This is a genomic window from Streptomyces sp. NPDC007157, from assembly GCF_040634235.1.
Classification (GTDB): domain Bacteria; phylum Actinomycetota; class Actinomycetes; order Streptomycetales; family Streptomycetaceae; genus Streptomyces.
Map to the genome: position 1 here is coordinate 129,585 of NZ_JBEYFE010000022.1, position 17,340 is coordinate 146,924.

General features: G+C 72.3%; 18 protein-coding genes. 11 read left to right on the forward strand and 7 right to left on the reverse strand.

The annotated features are described in order from the left end of the window. Nucleotides 1-415: 415 nt before the first annotated feature. On the forward strand, nt 416-1,702 hold the full coding sequence (aroA, locus tag ABZ642_RS33205; RefSeq protein WP_360490702.1) for a 3-phosphoshikimate 1-carboxyvinyltransferase: 1,287 nt from the start codon (nt 416-418) through the stop codon (nt 1,700-1,702). A 115-nt stretch (nt 1,703-1,817) separates the two neighbouring features. Here the strand turns inward: aroA and ABZ642_RS33210 are convergent, their stop codons facing one another. Further along, nucleotides 1,818-2,618 carry a sugar phosphate isomerase/epimerase family protein gene (locus ABZ642_RS33210; protein ID WP_360490705.1) on the reverse strand — a complete coding sequence of 267 codons (801 nt, stop codon included), beginning with the start codon at nt 2,616-2,618 and terminating at the stop codon, nt 1,818-1,820. Nucleotides 2,619-2,635: 17 nt separating this feature from the next. Then, nucleotides 2,636-3,571, reverse strand: coding sequence for a bifunctional helix-turn-helix transcriptional regulator/GNAT family N-acetyltransferase (locus ABZ642_RS33215; protein WP_360490709.1), 936 nt, complete (start codon nt 3,569-3,571; stop codon nt 2,636-2,638). A 383-nt stretch (nt 3,572-3,954) separates the two neighbouring features. Here ABZ642_RS33215 and ABZ642_RS33220 point away from each other — a divergent pair, with 383 nt between their 5' ends. Together ABZ642_RS33220 and ABZ642_RS33225 are read left to right on the forward strand one after the other, a co-directional pair. Continuing rightward, nucleotides 3,955-4,362, forward strand: a complete 408-nt coding sequence (locus ABZ642_RS33220) for a hypothetical protein (RefSeq protein ID WP_360490712.1) — start codon at nt 3,955-3,957, stop codon at nt 4,360-4,362. Between the two features lie 134 nt (nt 4,363-4,496). Beyond that, on the forward strand, nt 4,497-5,744 hold the full coding sequence (locus ABZ642_RS33225) for an FAD-dependent monooxygenase (protein WP_360490715.1): 1,248 nt from the start codon (nt 4,497-4,499) through the stop codon (nt 5,742-5,744). A gap of 250 nt (nt 5,745-5,994) precedes the next feature. Here the strand turns inward: ABZ642_RS33225 and ABZ642_RS33230 are convergent, their stop codons facing one another. Beyond that, on the reverse strand, nt 5,995-7,041 hold the full coding sequence (locus ABZ642_RS33230) for a LacI family DNA-binding transcriptional regulator (RefSeq protein ID WP_360490718.1): 1,047 nt from the start codon (nt 7,039-7,041) through the stop codon (nt 5,995-5,997). 227 nt (nt 7,042-7,268) lie between these two features. On the opposite strand from ABZ642_RS33230, the gene ABZ642_RS33235 reads away from it, so the two are divergent. From ABZ642_RS33235 to ABZ642_RS33270, 8 genes are all read left to right on the forward strand, one after another. Beyond that, nucleotides 7,269-8,426, forward strand: coding sequence for a Gfo/Idh/MocA family oxidoreductase (locus ABZ642_RS33235; RefSeq protein WP_360490721.1), 1,158 nt, complete (start codon nt 7,269-7,271; stop codon nt 8,424-8,426). After that, entirely contained in the window at nt 8,423-9,574 is a 1,152-nt protein-coding gene (locus tag ABZ642_RS33240) for a dihydrodipicolinate synthase family protein (protein ID WP_360490723.1), read from the forward strand. Before ABZ642_RS33235 ends, ABZ642_RS33240 begins: the two co-directional genes overlap by 4 nt. A gap of 32 nt (nt 9,575-9,606) precedes the next feature. Next, nucleotides 9,607-10,407 (forward strand): sugar phosphate isomerase/epimerase family protein, encoded by an 801-nt coding sequence (locus ABZ642_RS33245; protein ID WP_360490848.1) that lies wholly within the window; start codon nt 9,607-9,609, stop codon nt 10,405-10,407. Nucleotides 10,408-10,595: 188 nt separating this feature from the next. Beyond that, nucleotides 10,596-10,853, forward strand: a complete 258-nt coding sequence (locus tag ABZ642_RS33250; RefSeq protein ID WP_360490726.1) for a hypothetical protein — start codon at nt 10,596-10,598, stop codon at nt 10,851-10,853. Between the two features lie 46 nt (nt 10,854-10,899). Continuing rightward, on the forward strand, nt 10,900-11,967 hold the full coding sequence (locus tag ABZ642_RS33255; protein WP_360490729.1) for a MerR family transcriptional regulator: 1,068 nt from the start codon (nt 10,900-10,902) through the stop codon (nt 11,965-11,967). A gap of 81 nt (nt 11,968-12,048) precedes the next feature. Next, a complete protein-coding gene (locus ABZ642_RS33260; RefSeq protein ID WP_360490732.1) occupies nt 12,049-12,378 on the forward strand; it encodes a hypothetical protein in 330 nt (109 codons plus the stop codon). Between the two features lie 12 nt (nt 12,379-12,390). Continuing rightward, complete coding sequence (locus ABZ642_RS33265; RefSeq protein WP_360490735.1) at nt 12,391-12,801, forward strand: hypothetical protein; 411 nt, start codon at nt 12,391-12,393, stop codon at nt 12,799-12,801. 521 nt (nt 12,802-13,322) lie between these two features. Next, entirely contained in the window at nt 13,323-14,318 is a 996-nt protein-coding gene (locus ABZ642_RS33270) for a DUF5937 family protein (protein WP_360490738.1), read from the forward strand. Here ABZ642_RS33270 and ABZ642_RS33275 read toward each other — a convergent pair. The 4 genes from ABZ642_RS33275 to ABZ642_RS33290 all read right to left on the reverse strand — a co-directional run bounded on the left by ABZ642_RS33275 (nt 14,307) and on the right by ABZ642_RS33290 (nt 17,303). Continuing rightward, complete coding sequence (locus ABZ642_RS33275; protein ID WP_360490741.1) at nt 14,307-15,293, reverse strand: hypothetical protein; 987 nt, start codon at nt 15,291-15,293, stop codon at nt 14,307-14,309. The genes ABZ642_RS33270 and ABZ642_RS33275 overlap by 12 nt on opposite strands. Nucleotides 15,294-15,332: 39 nt before the next feature. Then, nucleotides 15,333-15,851: a peptidase inhibitor family I36 protein gene (locus tag ABZ642_RS33280; protein WP_360490744.1), complete on the reverse strand. Its 519-nt coding sequence runs from the start codon at nt 15,849-15,851 to the stop codon at nt 15,333-15,335. A 163-nt stretch (nt 15,852-16,014) separates the two neighbouring features. Further along, nucleotides 16,015-16,404, reverse strand: coding sequence for a D-ribose pyranase (gene rbsD / locus ABZ642_RS33285; RefSeq protein WP_360490747.1), 390 nt, complete (start codon nt 16,402-16,404; stop codon nt 16,015-16,017). Further along, nucleotides 16,401-17,303: a ribokinase gene (locus tag ABZ642_RS33290; protein ID WP_360490750.1), complete on the reverse strand. Its 903-nt coding sequence runs from the start codon at nt 17,301-17,303 to the stop codon at nt 16,401-16,403. Before ABZ642_RS33290 ends, rbsD begins: the two co-directional genes overlap by 4 nt. Nucleotides 17,304-17,340: the final 37 nt, after the last annotated feature.

The following is a 17,340-nucleotide window of genomic DNA, read 5'->3' on the forward strand; positions in this document are numbered from 1 at the left end:
CTTTCCGTCAAGGGAAAGCACAGTAACCAGAAAGGGGCCGCCATCGGCGCATTGGAGGGGGGCACGTCGATGGCGGCGGGCCGGCGGCCGTGGTGCGGCGGAGAGGGTGGGTCAGCGATCGCAGCCAGCAGCGAGGGCCGACACCACACCACGGAGACTCTTCCGACAGCCTGAGGGTTGGACGGACGGGCAGGGGGGCGGGTTCCCGGCGGAGGGCGCATTTCCGTAAGTCGGGGGCGGAGGGATGCGAGGGACGTCAGTGAAGCGCCCCTGAACAGGGGTGCGGGGCCGTATCCGGCATGCGGCTCCGCCGCGGGGACGCGACCAGCCCCACCGGCCCGCACACATCGATCCACCTGTTCCACCCCATGGACAGACATCTCCCCGCCCCGGGAAAACCCGAGATCATCGCCCCATGCCCCTCGTCGCGATCCCCGGTTCCAAGTCCGTCACCGCCCGCGCCCTCTTCCTCGCGGCCGCCGCCGACGGAGTCACCACCCTCGTCCGCCCCCTCCGCTCCGACGACACCGAGGGCTTCGCCGAGGGCCTCACCCGGCTCGGCTACCGCGTCGGCCGTACCCCGGACACCTGGCAGGTGGACGGCCGGCCGCAGGGCCCCGCGCTGCCCGAGGCCGAGGTCCACTGCCGGGACGGCGCCACCACCGCCCGCTTCCTGCCCACGCTCGCCGCGGCCGGCCATGGCCGCTACCGCTTCGACGCCTCCGAGCAGATGCGCCGCCGCCCCCTCGCCCCGCTCACCCGCGCCCTGCGCGACCTCGGTGTCGACCTGCGGCACGAGGAGGCGGAGGGCCACCACCCGCTGCGCATCGAGGCGGCCGGGGTCGAGGGCGGCGAGGTCACCCTCGACGCCGGGCAGTCCTCGCAGTACCTCACCGCCCTGCTCCTGCTCGGCCCGCTGACCCGCAAGGGCCTGCGGATCCGGGTGACGGACCTGGTCTTCGCGCCGTACGTGGAGATCACGATCGCGATGATGCGGTCGTTCGGGGTGGCGGTGGCGCGCGAGGAGAACAGGAAGGGGGACACCTTCGAGAACAGGAAGGGGGACACCTTCGTCGTGCCGCCCGGCGGCTACCGGGCCACCACCTACGCGATCGAGCCCGACGCCTCCACCGCGAGCTACTTCTTCGCCGCGGCGGCCGTCACGGGCCGCGAGGTGACCGTCCCGGGGCTCGGGCGGGGTGCGCTCCAGGGCGACCTGGGCTTCGTCGACGTACTGCGCCGGATGGGCGCGGACGTGGAGATCGGCGCCGACCGGACGACCGTCCGCGGCACGGGCCGGCTGCGCGGTCTCACCGTGAACATGCGGGACATCTCCGACACCATGCCGACCCTCGCGGCGATCGCCCCCTTCGCGGACGGTCCGGTGCGGATCGAGGACGTGGCCAACACCCGGGTCAAGGAGTGCGACCGGCTGGACGCCTGCGCGGAGAACCTGCGCCGGCTGGGAATCGGGGTCGACACCGGCGAGGACTGGATCGAGATCCGGCCCGGCACCCCTGCCCCGGCCGGGATCAAGACCTTCGGCGACCACCGCGTCGTCATGTCCTTCGCGGTGACCGGCCTGCGCACGCCGGGGATCTCCTTCGACGACCCTGGGTGCGTGAAGAAGACGTTCCCGGGCTTCCACGAGGCCTTCGGGGAGCTGGCCGCGGGGTGGGGAATCCCTTACGACGGCGCGTGACCCGGGCGTCCGTGACCGCGACGTCGTGACCGCGACGTCGTGACCTGGGCGTCGTGACCTCGGCGCTGTGACCTCGGCGCGGGGCCTGCTCTCTCGCGGCGGCCGGTCGTTCCGCTCACGCCGAGTCGTTGAGCAGGTGTGCCAGGTGGTCCCGGCCCGCCGTCAGCAGGCCGGGCAGCGGGGCCGCCGCCTCGTACCAGCGCTTCTCGTACTCCCAGCACAGCCAGCCGTCCCAGCCGTGCCGGGAGAGCACCTCGATGCACTCGGACAGGGGCAGGATCCCGGCACCGAGCGGCAGCGGGGTGGTGTCCTCGGCCGAGGCGATGTCCTTGACCTGGACATAGCCGAGGTGCGGGGCGAGCGCGGCGTAGGTCTCGGCGGGCTGCTCGCCGCCCAGCCAGGTGTGCATGACGTCCCAGAGGGAGCCGACCATGCGGTGGCCGACCGGGCCGAGGACGCGGATCGCGGCGGCGCCGGTGCGGTGCGAGTCGTGCGTCTCCAGCAGGACCCGGACACCGAGCGCGGCGGCGTCCTCGGCGACCGTGCCGAGCCGCCGGGCGGCGATCGCGTCGGACTCGGCGGTGGGCAGCGCCGGGTCGGCGCCGGGGAAGACGCGGACGAAGGAGGCGCCCAAGTCGTGCGCCAGCTGGAGGAGTTGGCGCACCTCGTCGAGGACCGGGGCATCCTCGCCGGGGGCCGCGACGCGCGCGTACCCGGCGACGCCCAGGACCTCCACCCCGGCGGCCTTGAATTCGGCGGCCACGTCGGCCCGTGCGGCCGGGCCGAGGCCGGGATGTACCGGCTCCTCCGGATGGGCGCGCAGCTCGACGCCGTGGTAGCCGTGGGCGGTGGCGAGCGCCAGGACGTCCGGCACCGGCAGACCGGGAACCCCGAGGGTGGAGAAGGCGAACCTCATGTCCACCAACCTACTTCTCAGCCGCCGCTTGCGTGCAGGTCCAGTCGCCAGTCCTGTCCGACCAGGTCCTTGCCGAAGGAGCGGTGCGGCTTCTCGGCGCTGAGGACGAAGCCGTGCCGCCGGTAGAGGCGGCGCGCGGCGGCGAGGACGTCGTTGGTCCACAGCACCAGGTCGCGGTAGCCGACCCCGCGCGCGAAGTCGATCACGGCGGTGACCAGCCGGTCCCCGATGCCCAGCCCCCGCGCCTCCGGCTCCACGAGCAGCAGCCGCAGCCGTGCGGTGCCCGGGGCGTCGTCCCGTACGCACATCACGCACCCCATGGGCCGCCCCGCCCGCTCGGCGATCCAGACCCGCTCCAGGTGCGGGTCGTGGTCCTCGGCGTAATCGGCGACGATCCGGGCCACCAGGCCCTCGTAGTCGGTGTTCCAGCCGTACTCGGCCGCATACAGCGCGGCGTTGCGCTGCACGATCCAGCCCAGGTCGCCCGGGTGCGGCTCGCGCAGCACGACCTCGCCGGCACCGTCGGGGGTGTGCGCGTCGCCGAGGATCGTACGGATGGTGCGCATGGCCTCGGCGAGGCGTGGCCGGGCACCGGGGTCGACGGCGCCCAGCAGCGAGCCGACCGAGTCCCGGGCGCGCTCGTCGAGCAGCTCGGCGGCGGACCGGCCGTCCGCGGTGAGCGACACCCGCCGCCGTCGCGGGTCCTTCTCGGAGGGCGAGCGCTCGACCAGGCCGGTCTCCTCGAACTTGTTGAGGATCCGGCTCAAGTACCCGGCGTCCAGCGCGAGATCGGTGCGCAGGTCGGCCGCGTCGGTGTCGGCGGAGTTCGCGAGCTCGTACAGCACCCGGGCCTCGGTGAGGGTGTACGGGGCGTAGAGGTGGCGGCCGTAGTCGAGGGCGCCGATGAGGTTGGTGTAGAAGCGGTTGAAGGCGCGGATGTCCTGGACGGTCATGGCTGGACCCCGATGGTTGACTGAGTCAGAGATGCCGCGCCCCCGAGGCTATCCCGTCACCCGGTGCGGCCGGAAGGCGTACGTCTGAACGGCCGTGCCGCGGGCTTCACTTGTTCTTCTTTGGCTGGGTTCGGTCCTGCTTTTGACTTCGTCGCGCCCGCGCCGTAGGTTTATACACGAACGTCACTAATGTCCGTTTCAACCTAGGGCGTGACGTGGTCCGCCGGAGAGCCCGTGCGGTGCGGAGAACCGGCATCAAGGGCGGCGGACGCGCTCAGAGCTGCGCGCAGGCTCTGGAGTGCACGCAGGGCGGCCCCCGAAGCGGCCGCCGTAACAAACCACACCCTCGGAGAGGGGCGATCATGCGCGCGCACACCACACGTATGAAGAGGGTCGCCATCGCTGCGATCTCGGCACCCATCCTGGCACTTGCCGCGGGAGCCGGAGTCGCGAGCGCGGCCACCCACGCGGCGCCTGACCACGTTGTCGCCTACCAGGACAACGGCGGTGGCGGAGGCCACGGCGGCGGTGGCGGAGGCCACGGCGGCGGCGGCGGTCACGGCGGCGGTGGCGGTGGCCACGGCGGCGGTGGCTACGGCGGCGGCGGTCACGGTGGCTACGGCGGCGGCGGTCACGGCGGCTACGGCGGCGGTGGCTACGGCGGCGGTGGCTACGGCGGTCACGGCGGCGGCGGCTGGGGCGGCTGGGGCAACGACTACGGCTATGGCGGCTGGGGCGGCGGAGACGGCGGCTGGGGCGGCGGCGGCTGGGGCGGGGGCGGCTGGGACTGAGCCGAGCCACAGTGATTGACGCTCCCTGACGACAAAGGGTGGGTCCGGGTGTCCGGTCTTCGGGCACCCGGACCCATGCGGCAGAACCCCTGCGGGCCCCCGGGGCCCGGGGGGGCCGTTGAGGCGGTGACCGGATGAGGATCGTCTGTGTGGGCGGAGGCCCGGCCGGGCTGTACTTCTCGATCTCGGCGAAACTGCGGGACGCCGGGCACGAGATCATCGTTCTGGAGGCGGATCCGCCCGAGGCCACCTACGGCTGGGGCGTCGTCTACTGGAGCAATCTGCTGGACATCCTGCACCGCAACGACCCCGAGAGCGCACGGGCGGTGCGCGCCGGCTCCGTGCTCTGGCAGCAGCAGGACATCCGCGTGCACGGCAACCGGTACGACGGCACCGCGCACTTCGGCGGCTACGGCTACAGCATGGGCCGCGCGGCCCTGCTCGGCGTCCTGGCCCAGCGTGCGCGCTCGCTCGGCGTGGAGGTACGGCACGAGCGCCTCGCCGATCCCGCCGACCTGCCCGACGCCGACCTGGTGCTTGCCGTCGACGGCGCGGGCAGCCGGATCCGGCAGAGCCGTGCCGAGCGCTTCGGCCCGCACATGGAGACCGGCCGCAACCACTACATCTGGCTCGGTACCGACCGGCAGTTCGACAGTTTCCTGTTCGCCTTCGAGGAGACCCAGGCGGGCTGGATCTGGTTCCACGCCTATCCGTCGTTCAAGGGGGTCAGCACCTGCATCGTGGAGTGCTCCCCCGAGACCTGGCAGGGCCTCGGCCTCGACAGGCTGGACGAGGACGACGCCGTACCCCTGCTGGAGAAGATCTTCCACCGCGCCCTGGACGGCCACTCCCTGATCAGCAGGTCACGGGGTGCGCCGGCGAAGTGGCAGCGGTTCACGCACATCGCCAACGAGACCTGGGTCGACGGCACCGACGAGGGCCGGCCCGTCGTGCTGGCCGGCGACTCGGCCCACACCACGCACTTCACGCTGGGCTCCGGCACCCGGCTCGCCATGATCGACGCGCTGGTGCTGGCGTCCGCCCTCAAGGAGTTCCCGGATCCGCGGGTGGCGCTGCGCGAGTACGACAAGCACCGCCGCGCGGAACTGCACGCCGTGCAGGCGACGGCGCGCACCAGCATGGCCTGGTTCGAGCGGGTCGACGCCTACCTGGACCGCGACCCGGTCGACTTCGCCTACGCGATGGCGGTCCGGCAGGGCCGTCAGTCCTCCTGGCACTACCAGGCCCACCTCGCCAACCAGCTGAAACCGGTACGCCAAGCCCGACGGGCCTACGACACGGGCAGGCGCTGGTACCAGGACCGGAAGCGGGGCGAGATGCCACTGCCACTGCTCGGGCGGTCCCTGCGGGGCGCCCGCTGACACCGGCGCGGGGCGGCCCCGCCGCCGACCACGCGCGAGCACCCTGAGGAACCGTTTCTGCTGGGTGGGCGCCTCGCGATTCCTGCTCGGACCGACCGCCACCCACCGCACGGTGACCACCCCGTCAGGCCCGCGGCCCAGCTGCTCGGGCTCGTGATCCACCGGCCCAGGCCCATGGCACCCGCCCTCAGGGTCGTGCTCGCCCGCAGTCCCGGGCCGACGGCCCGGCTGTCATGGGCCCATGCCCCGCTCAGCTCCGCGGTACCCCCGAAGAGCCCCGGACCATCAGCTCCCCCCGGACCGTCGCGATGCCGCCCGGCGGGGGCTCCTCGCGGCCCATGGCGATGCGGCCGGCCCGGGCGCCCGCCTCCGCGAGCGGCAGCCGTACCGTCGTCAGCGCCGGCACCGCGTCGATGCTGAACGGCAGGTCGTCGAAGCCGGCCACCGACACGTCCGCCGGGATCCGCAGCCCCGACTCCCGCAGCGCCGCGCACGCCCCCAGCGCCACCGAGTCGTTCGCGGCCACCACCGCCGTCAGCGACGGGTCGCGGCGCAGCAGTTCGAGCGTCGCCTCGTACCCCGCCCGCCGGTCGTAGCGCCCGTGCACGGTCCAGCGCGGGTCCTCCTCGATGCCCGCCTCGGCCAGCGCGGCCCGGTGGCCCTCCAGGCGGTGCCGGGTGGTCGTCCGCTCCTCCGGGCCCGCGATGTAGCCCAGCCGCCGGTGGCCCAGTCCGATGAGGTGCTCGGTCAGTTGCCGGCCGCCGCCGCGGTTGTCGAAGGTCAGGGCCACCGCGTCGGTCTCCGGCGCCGGCGGCCGCCCGCACAGCACCACCCGGGTCCCCGCGTCCGCCAGCTTGCGCAGTTTCGACGCCACCGCCGCCGCGTGCGGCGCGTTCTCCATGGCGCCGCCGGTCAGGATGACCGCCGCCGCCCGCTGCCGCTGCAGCAGGGTCAGATAGGTCAGTTCACGCTCCGGCGACCCCCCGGTGTTGCAGACCACCGCCAGCCGCTCGCCGCCGGCGCGCCCGCCCGGGCCGCCGATCTCCGCCTGGATCGCGCTCGCCATGATCCCGAAGAACGGGTCGGCGATGTCGTTGACGAGGATGCCGACCAGGTCGGAGGTGGCCGCCGCGAGCGCGCTCGCCGGCCCGTTGAGGACGTAGTCCAGCTCGTCCACCGCCCGCAGCACCCGCTCCCTCGTGGACGCCGCCACGGGGTAGTTGCCGTTCAGTACGCGCGACACCGTCGCGGGCGAGACCTGGGCGCGGGCCGCCACGTCCGCCAGGGTCACCGTCATCTCGTCGTCCTCCGGTCGCGCGTCTCTTCGTACGCCGTCGTACACAGCCTGATCAAAGGAAGCCCCCTTGCCGTGCAGACCATAAGGCCATTCACTCCTGTTGTTCGCCCCCTCGAACAACTCGACCCCATCACGGTCTTGTACAGACCAGTGGTCAAAGGCTAGCTTCAGACCATATAGAAAGCGCTTGCTGCGTTAGTGAGACGCATGCGGACGAAGGGAATCACGTGACACGCAAGACGGTGCGTATCGCCATGAACGGCGTGACCGGGCGCATGGGCTACCGCCAGCACCTCGTCCGCTCGATCCTCGCGCTGCGCGAGCAGGGCGGTCTCGACCTCGGCGACGGCACCGTGCTGTGGCCGGAACCGATCCTCGTCGGCCGCCGGGAGCACGCGCTCCGCGACATCGCCGGCCGGCACGGCCTGTCCGACGAGCACATCTCCACCGACCTGGAGTCCGTGCTCGCCGACCCGACCGTGGACATCTACTTCGACTCCCAGGTCACCTCCGCCCGCGAGGAGGCCCTGCGGCAGGCCATCGCCGCCGGAAAGCACATCTACACCGAGAAGCCGACCGCGACCGGCCTGGCGGGCGCCCTGGAGCTGGCCCGGCTGGCGGACGCGAAGGGCATCAAGCACGGCGTCGTCCAGGACAAGATCTTCCTGCCCGGCCTGCTGAAGCTGAAGCGGCTCATCGACGGCGGCTTCTTCGGCCGGATCCTTTCGGTCCGCGGCGAGTTCGGCTACTGGGTGTTCGAGGGCGACTGGCAGCCCGCCCAGCGCCCGTCCTGGAACTACCGGGCGGAGGACGGCGGCGGCATCGTCGTCGACATGTTCCCGCACTGGGAGTACGTGCTGCACGAGCTGTTCGGCCGGGTGAAGTCCGTCCAGGCCCTCACCGCCACCCACATCCCGCAGCGCTGGGACGAGAACGGCAAGCCCTACGACGCCACCGCCGACGACGCCGCCTACGGCATCTTCGAACTCGACGGCGGCGCCATCGCCCAGATCAACTCCTCCTGGGCGGTCCGCGTCAACCGCGACGAACTCGTCGAGTTCCAGGTCGACGGCACCGAGGGCTCGGCGGTCGCCGGACTGCGCAACTGCCGCGCCCAGCACCGCAGCGCGACCCCCAAGCCGGTGTGGAACCCGGACATCCCGGCCACCGAGGTCTTCCGCGACCAGTGGCAGGAGGTCCCGGACAACGGCGAGTTCGACAACGGCTTCAAGGCCCAGTGGGAGCTCTTCCTCAAGCACGTCTACGCCGACGCGCCCTACCACTGGGACCTGCTGGCCGGCGCCCGCGGTGTGCAGCTCGCCGAGCTGGGCCTGCGGTCCTCGGCCGAGGGCCGCCGCATCGACGTACCGGAGATCTCCCTGTGACCATCCAGCTCCCGGGCGCCGACGGGGCGCTGCGGACCTACGAGCCGCGCACCGAGCCGCTCGCCGTCACCCCCGGCACCCCCCTCACCTCCCGTACGGTCTTCTCGGCGGCCCATGTGGTCGCCGACCCGTTCGCCGACGTCTCCCCGGACTCGGCCGCCGCCGTCGACTGGGACGCCACCCTCGCCTTCCGCCGCCACCTGTGGTCGCACGGCCTGGGCGTCGCCGAGGCGATGGACACCGCCCAGCGCGGCATGGGCCTGGACTGGGCGGGCGCGGCCGAGCTGATCCGCCGCAGCGCCGCCGAGGCGAAGGCGGCCGGCGGCCGGATCGCCTGCGGGGTCGGCACCGACCAGATCACCGGCGGCACGCTCGCCGAGATCCGGGCCGCCTACGAGGAGCAGCTCGCGCTCGTCGAGGAGTCGGGCGCCCAGGCCGTCCTGATGGCCTCCCGGGCGCTCGCCGCCACCGCCGCCGGCCCCGAGGACTACCTGGAGGTCTACGGCCACCTCCTGCGCCAGGCCGCCGAGCCGGTGGTCCTGCACTGGCTGGGCCCGATGTTCGACCCGGCGCTGGCGGGCTACTGGGGGTCGGCCGACCTGGACGCGGCGACAGAGGTGTTCCTGGAGGTCATCGCCGCCCACCCCGACAAGGTCGACGGCATCAAGGTCTCCCTGCTGGACGCGCAGCGGGAGATCGACCTCAGACGGCGGCTGCCGCAGGGCGTCCGCTGCTACACCGGCGACGACTTCAACTACCCCGAGCTGATCGCCGGCGACGAACAGGGTTTCAGCCACGCCCTGCTCGGCATCTTCGACCCGCTGGGACCGCTGGCGGCGCAGGCGGTACGGATCCTGGACACGGGCGACACGGCGGGCTTCCGGGCGCTGCTCGACCCGACCGTGGAACTCTCCCGCCACCTCTTCCAGGCCCCCACCCGCTTCTACAAGACGGGCGTGGTGTTCCTGGCCTGGCTCGCCGGCCACCAGACACACTTCACCATGGTCGGCGGCCTGCAGTCGGCCCGTTCCCTGCCGCACTTCGCCCGCGCCTACGAACTCGCCGACGGACTGGGCCTGTTCCCCGACCCGAAGCTCGCCGAGGACCGGATGAAGACCCTTCTCGCCCTGTACGGAGTGACCCGGTGACCGGCGACCTGTCCCGCTTCTCGATCAACCAGATGACGGTGAGGCAGCTGTCGCTGCCCGAACTGGCCGACGCCTGCCTGGAACTGGGCGTGCCCGCCGTCGGCCTGTGGCGCGAGCCGGTCCAGTCGTACGGCGTCGACGCGACCGCCAAGCTGGTCCGCGAGGCGGGTCTGACCGTCACCACCCTGTGCCGGGGCGGCTTCCTCACCGCGATCGACCCCGGGGCGCGGGCGGCGGCCCTCGCCGACAACCGGCGGGCGGTCGAGGAGGCGGCGGCCCTCGGCACCGACACCCTCGTGCTGGTCTCCGGCGGCCTGCCGGCGGGCTCCAGGGACCTGCACGGGGCCCGGGAGCGGATCGCGGACGCGCTGGGGGAGCTGGGCCCCTACGCGGAGCGGCACGGGGTCCGGCTGGCCATCGAGGCGCTGCACCCGATGTACGCCTCCGACCGCTGCGTGGTCTCCACCCTCGCCCAGGCCCTGGACCTCGCCGAACGCTTCCCCGCCCACCAGGTCGGCGTCACCGTGGACACGTACCACATCTGGTGGGACGACCGGGCGCCCGCGCAGATCGCCCGGGCCGGCGCGGGCGGCCGTATCCACACCTTCCAGCTCGCCGACTGGACCACCCCGTTGCCCGAGGGCGTCCTCAACGGCCGCGGCCAGATCGGCGACGGCGCGATCGACATGCGGGAGTGGAAGGGGTACGTGGAGGCGGCCGGCTACACCGGTGCCATCGAGGTCGAGCTGTTCAACGACGGGCTGTGGGCGCGGGACGGCCGCGAGGTGCTCGCGGAGACGGCGAGCCGCTTCGTGTCGCACACGGCGGACTGACGGGTCCGTGGCCTGCCCGCTTCACGCACTGAGGGGCAGGCCACGGCCGGGTGCTCCCGCTCGGAACGTACCGGGGACCGACCGACCGAGGACGGGCCTGTACAGCCGCACCGTTCCTCGGGGGTGTAGTTCGGCCGCCCGACGACGTACCGCAGGGGCGAAGCCCCCTTGCGCGGTGCGGACAGCCGGTGGGCGACGAGGCCGGATACGTCTCCCGGCTCGCCGGCCAGATCGAGAGCAGGCACCTCGGCATGGCGGGCGACCTGCTCGACCATGCGGCCGAACTCCTCGCCGAGCAGCGGCTGACCGGCGAAGAACTTCGCTACCTCGCCCGGCGGCCGAGTGAATCGCTGAGACGTCGAGCGTGTCGCCGAGAGCAGGGGTGCCCGGTTGCCGCCTGGTCACTGATCTTCAAAGCGTGGTGTCGTGGCGCTGAGCGGTGTTGACCCTCGACCTTGTGCAGGGCCCAGAGTGCTGGGTGTGGAGAACGACATGCGCAGCATCGGAGAGATGGCCCGCGACAGCGGCCTGGGCGTAAGCGCCCTGCGGTTCTACGACCGCGCCGGCGTGCTGGTCCCGGCCTGGGTGGATCCGGTGAGCGGATACCGCTGGTACGAACCCGAGCAGGTTGAAGAGGCCCGGCTGCTGGCCTGGTTGCGCCGGGCCGGGATGCCGCTGGCGGACATCCGGCTCGTGCTGGCCAGTTGGTCCGGCGCGGACACCGATCTGGTCCGGAAACTGCTCGAGGCGCACCTGCGCCGTCTCGAACAGGGGCTGTCCGATGCCCGCAGCGCGTTCTCCGCACTCCGAGCGCTACTCGATCACCGGGAGAATGTCATGACCTCGCTCCGCATGGCCGCCGTCCGCCTGTCCGTCGCCGCGCCGGAGCTGGCAGCCGCACTGGACACGGTTCGGTTCGCGGCGAGCACCGACCCCGAGCTGCCGATGCTCGGCGGAGTCCTGTTCGACATCGAGGGCGAGAGCCTTCATGTCGTGGCAACCGACCGGTACCGAATGGCGGTCGCGCGGGCCGGTGTCGCCGGATACGACGGGAGCCGAGTGCAGGTCGTCGTGCCCACCCCGCTCGTCGACGCGATGCGGGCGCTGCTGGACGGCGAGGGACCTGTGCGACTCTCTCTCGACGGTGACCGCGTGACACTGGAGGCGGGGGACAGGCAGGCGGCCGGTCAGTGCCTCGACCACGGCTTTCCCGACTACCGTCGTCTCCTGCCCCAGGCCGGCAGGCGCCGCACCGTCGTCGAGGTGGCGTCCTTCCGGGAGGCTCTGGAGACCGGTCCGGTCCGCTCCGGAGAGGCCGGGGCGCACGACCTCAGCGTGCTCAGGGTGGAGGACGGCGGCACGGTGACCCTCTGGGGTGATGTCGACGAGGACCCGAACCGTGTCGCCCTCAACCGTGAGTTCCTGCTGGCCGCGCTGGCCGCCGGGGCCCGTGACCGACTGGTTCTGGAGTTCGGCGCGCCCACCGCGCCGATCGCGATCCGCCGGCCCGACGACGAGGGCGCCTTCTCGATGCTGATGCCGGTCCGTCTGGAGAACTGACGGCACAGGCGAACATCCACCGCTCCCGTCGGAACCTGTGCGAAGCCGTTGAGCTCCCTGTGAACATGCGTATCGCCACCGTTGCCGTGGCCTCCGCCGCGCTGGTCGCCGCCGCAGATCGCGTTCAAGGCAGCCGAGAAGCCGTCAGAGATCTTCGTCAAGAACAAGCATCTTTCCACTTCGGCCGGAGGCTGGGCGAAGTTTGACTCCGACTCCATACCTCAGGTTCAGTCCTGGGTGGCCGAGGCGCTAAAGTCGAAGAATGCCGTATTCCTCCCGAACAAGGACACGTCCTTCAAGATGATCGTCGACCTCGGAAGGTCCATCGGGACCAGGGGCGAGACAGGCATCAGAATCATGGTGGGTGAGGACGGGGTGGTCTTCAACTGCTTCCCCGAGAGAATTCACTAGAAGGACGAGGCTGTGCTCATCTCATATTCGAACTTCACCACCCAGGATCTTCGCGGTACCAGTCTGGAACAGCTCTACACCAACATTGAAGCCGACCTGCGGGTCGCCGACGGTGATGTGCTGGTCTACAGCGAGATCCTCTTCCCGGTGGCCGAACTCGCGTCCGAGCTGATGAATTGGATCCGCGAGACGGATTCGGAGCGTCCCGATTTCACACTCGACTCGATGTCCTTCGCCGAGGAAGGGGTTGTCAGCATCACCCGGGCATCGGGCGGTTGGCGGATCGGATCGGTTCTCTCGCCAGGAATCAGCAGCGGGATTATCGACGAGTCCTCACTGCTCCAGGAGATCCGACAGTTCGCCGGTCTCGTACAGCGTGACGTGGCCGCCGCCGGTATCAATCCCGCGCTCCTGTTCCAATAGCGACGGGACAGCCGCCATTGCTCCGCCCCTCCTGTATCACCCCGTCAGGACGGGCGGAGCCGAGGAAGACTTCAGGTAGCTATGGGAGTCGACCGTTCACCCTGCGGTGACGCCCCGCGGGCGTGAAAATCGGTACAGCGCCGCCTCCGTGGACTCCTTGGCGGCATCGACCGCATTGCCCGCCTCGTCGGCGGCCTTGTCCGCCGTCGCCGCAGCGAGCGCGTGGTCGGCAGCCTCGTTGGCCGCGTCGCGACTGCCCTGCCGCCTTCACCCGTACAACCATTCCCCCGTCCGACCGGTCGTACCCGGCGTCAGAACTTTCGGAGGGGGATCCGGGGGGATCGCGGGGGTTCTGACCGGAGGGGGTGAGCCGAGGGGGTTCGATCGACGGATCGGGCCCCCTCGAAGCGTGCCCGGCCCCTCCCGGGGCGTCCGGCTGGTTCCTGTGTTGTTCGTGGGGGCCTCGTGCCCCAGGCTGCTGCCTGAACGGGACGACTTGTTCGACTCGGGGGGCGGTTCTCGTGCTGCGTATTCACTTCACGCCTCAGGACCTGACCCGCGTCCGGGTGGCGAGCGCCCCCGACCCGCTCTGGGAGATCACCTGCAGCCTGCACCGGTTACAGACCTCGCGGGGCCGCTGGGCGTACGCCGACTGGTACCGGGAGACCCGCGTCACCCTCGTCGGCACCCAGCTCGGCGCGGCCGTCCGGCGGCTGCTGGTCCCGGTGCTGCCCCGGGCCCGCTACCTGCCCGACTTCCTCACCCCGCACGCGTCCGCCGACGGCCTGGACCGCGGGCTCGCGGCGATCGTCGACACCCCGCCCGACCGGGTCGCCCTCGAGATACGGACCCTGGACCGGATCACCGGCGCCCCCGACTGGGCGCCCCGGCTGCGGGAACGCGAGGCCCGCGAGGACCTCACCGAACTCCTGCGCGCCTACCACGAAGCGGTCATCGCGCCCCACGAGAGCCGCATTCACGCCACGATCGCCGCGGAGCGCGCCCTGCGGGGCCGGGACGCCCTCGCGACCGGGCTCGACGGACTGCTCGCCGGCCTGTCACCCGCCGTCCGCTGGCAGCCCCCGGTCCTCCACGTCGACTACGTCGAGGACCGGGACCTGCGCCTCGACGGCCGCGGAATTCACCTGATCCCCTCCTACTTCTGCTGGCAGTCGCCGATCTCGATGGCCGACGACACCCTTCAGCCGGTGCTGGTCTACCCCGTGCACGGCCTCCGTGCGCCGGCCCCCGAACGGCCGCCCGAGGTCTCGCTCGCCGCGCTGCTCGGCCGTACCCGCGCGGCCGCGCTGCGGTCCCTCGCACTGGGCGCGACCACCTCCGAACTGGCCGGGGTCCTCGGTGTGTCGGTGCCCACGGCCTCCCACCACACCACCGTGCTGCGCGACGCCGGCCTGGTCTTCAGCCACCGCCACCACAACACGGTGCTGCACACCCTCACGCCACTCGGCGCCGCGCTGCTCAGACCGGCGAGCGACGCCGGGGTGTCATCCGAGTGAGCCCCGGCCGTCCTGGCCGAGCAGGACCGCGGCCCGGGTCAGGGCCTGCCGGCGGTGCTGCCAGACCTCCTCCAGGCGGGCCCGGGTCCGTGCGGGCTGCTGCCGCAGGAAGACGGCGCGCCGGTCGGCGCCCGTGCGGCGCAGGCCGCTCACGCCGTCGCAGTGCTGATCGGCCGTCGCGGCGGCGCGCTGCTCCCGCGCCAGCTTCGAGGCGCTCGCTCCCCGGACGGCCTCGGCCCGCAGCGACTCGATCAGCGCGGCGGGCGTCTTCGCCGGCCGGCCGGCGTCGGCCAGGCAGCGCTGCCAGCGCCCCAGGGCCTTCTGGTAGGCGGGGTCGGTGGCCAGGTACCGCTGGAGGAGCTGGTCGACGTCCTGCGGTACGAGGGTGTCCTCCAGGGCGGCCCGTACGGTGCCGTACAACTCGGCCCGCGCGCGGGCCGTGCAGCCGCCCGTGGCGTAGGTCCCGCTCGCCCCGCTGGGCAGGGTCAGCGGCGCCGATCGGCCGGCCGGCCCGTCGAGCGCGGCGGAGTAACGGGTCCGTGCGGTGGCGGACAGGGAGCGAACGTAGCGGTCCTGGGCCGTGGGGCCGTTGTTCATGCCGCCCAGCGCCGTGGAGACGCCGTAGCCGGGTGCCGAGCGGGAACCGATCGACTCGGCCGTGGTCGCCCCGGCGGGTGGCCGCGGGCCCGCGCTGGTGACCAGGAAGCGCAGTCCACGGTCGCGCATGCAGCGCTGGGTGAGGATCTGTGAGGCGCCGAAGAGCTGCCAGCGCTGACGCAGCGCGGTGGCGTCGTTGGTGAGGACGGCGGCGGCGTGACCGGACTCCCGCGCCGCCGGTGCCGCCTCGGCCGAGGCGGCCGTGCCCGGTCCGGTGCACGCGGTCGCGGCCGTGCAGACCAGGGTCACGAGGAGGAGCAGCAGGGGCAGCAGGCGTGCCGGTGCGTGCCCGGCCCGGCGGTGCGGGAGCTCTGTCATGGGTGATCGCCCGTCATCCAGTGGCCGGAGAGGGCCCGGTCAGCAGGCCGAGGTCCAGTAGTTGCTGCTGATCGAGTCGTTGAAGCTGGTCGAGGTGCCGGGCCAGACGAGGTTCGCGAAGTTGCTGTTGGACCAGTCCTTGGGCAGGCAGGCGGACAGCCCGGAGTAGTTGATGTCGCGCCACACCTCGACACCCAGGCCGCTCGTCCCGTGGTTGTACCCCGAGGAGGCGCAGTCGCTCCACGTGCCGGTGGAGCAGCTGGAGTGGGAGTAGGCACCCCAGTTGGTGTTGGCGCCGGAGAACTTGCCCGGCCCGTCGCCGTAGCCCGAGTTGACCCAGAAACAGAAGTAGGTGCTCGGGCAGTCCCCGATGGCCTGCGGGGAGACCGAGGCGGAAGCGGTCGTCCCCGATACCGCCTGCGGGGCGGCGGCGGCCGGCTTGGCGGCCGGGGCGGCGGAGTGCCCGTCGGCGGCGGCCGCGCTGCCGGGAAGGGTGAGGCCGATGAAGGCGGCCAGGGCGGTGGCGGCGAGCGCCGCGGCTAAACGGAAGGATCTCATGTGAATTCCCTCTTTCTGGAGCTTTCTGGGGCTGTTCGTGCGTGATGAGTGATATTGCCAACCGGGGCCGAGGGCGGCCATCACGTTTCACGGGGATGAAAAGTCCCAGGTGCGGAGGGGGAGTCCGGTGCTCCGTATGCGCCGCGTGCTCGGGCGCGGGCGTCTAGAAGAACACCCCGCACCGCAGCAGCACGTTGGCGTACGGCCGGGCCTCGCCCGTGCGCACCACCAGGTGGGCGCCCCCCGACAGCTCCTTGAGCCGTTCGTGCGGGACCAGGGTCAGGTCGAGGAAGTGCCCGTCCAGCAGATCGGCCGCGGCCGGATTGGCCCCGCGTATCTCGGTCGCCGCCGTGGCGCCCTCCACGACCAGCTCGGACAGCAGCCCCTCCAGCACCTGGGCGAAGGACGGCACCCCGGCCCGGAAGGCCAGGTCCACGACCCGCGGCCCGCGCGGGATCGGCATCCCGGCATCGCAGACCAGCACTCCGTGCCCGTGCCCCAACTCCGCCAGCGCACCGGAGAGATGCCGGTTGAGGATCCCGGTCTTCTTCACAGCGCCTCGACCTCCGCCGCCGTCGGGTACGAGTCCTGCGCGCCCCGCTTCGTCACCGCCGCCGCCCCGACCCGGGCCGCGTACGCCGCGGCCTCGGTGAGCGACGCGCCAGCCCCGAGCCGTACCGCGAGGGCCGCGGTGAACGCGTCCCCGGCGCCCGTGGTGTCCACCGCGTCCACCTTCACGGAGGGGACCGACTCGACCCCGTGCCCGTCGGCGACCAGCGCGCCCGCCGCGCCCAGCGTCACCACCACCGACTTCGGGCCCCGGGCGAGCAGGAGCCGTGCCCAGTCGGCCGGCTCCTCGCTCGCGGGGGCCTCGCCGAGGAGCACCTTCGCCTCGTGCTCGTTCACGATCAGCGGGTCGCAGGCCGCGAGGACCTCGTCCGGAAGGGGCCGCGGCGGGGACGGGTTGAGTACGAACCGGCTGCCGGGGGCCAGGTTCCGTACCACCTCCACCACCGTCTCCAGCGGGATCTCCAGCTGCGCGGAGACCACCCGGGAGGCGTGCAGGAGGCCGGCCGCGGCCTGTACGTCCGCCGGTGCGAGCCGGCCGTTCGCGCCCGGCGAGACCACGATGCTGTTGTCTCCTGAGGGGTCCACGGTGATCAGCGCGACGCCCGTCGGGGCCCCGCCCGCCAGCACGCCCGCGGTGTCAACCCCGGCCGCACGCTGCGAGTCGAGCAGCAGCCTGCCGTGCGCGTCGTCGCCGACCCGGGCCAGCAGGGCGGTGCGGGCACCGAGCCGGGCGGCCGCGACCGCCTGGTTGGCGCCCTTGCCGCCGGGGTGCGTGGCGAGGTCGCCGCCGAGCACGGTCTCACCGGCGGCCGGCCGCCGCTCGACCCCGATCACCAGGTCGGCGTTGGCCGATCCCACGACCAGGAGGTCGTAGTCGTACATGAAGTGACTCCCTAAGAGAACGAGTTGAGGCGGCCGG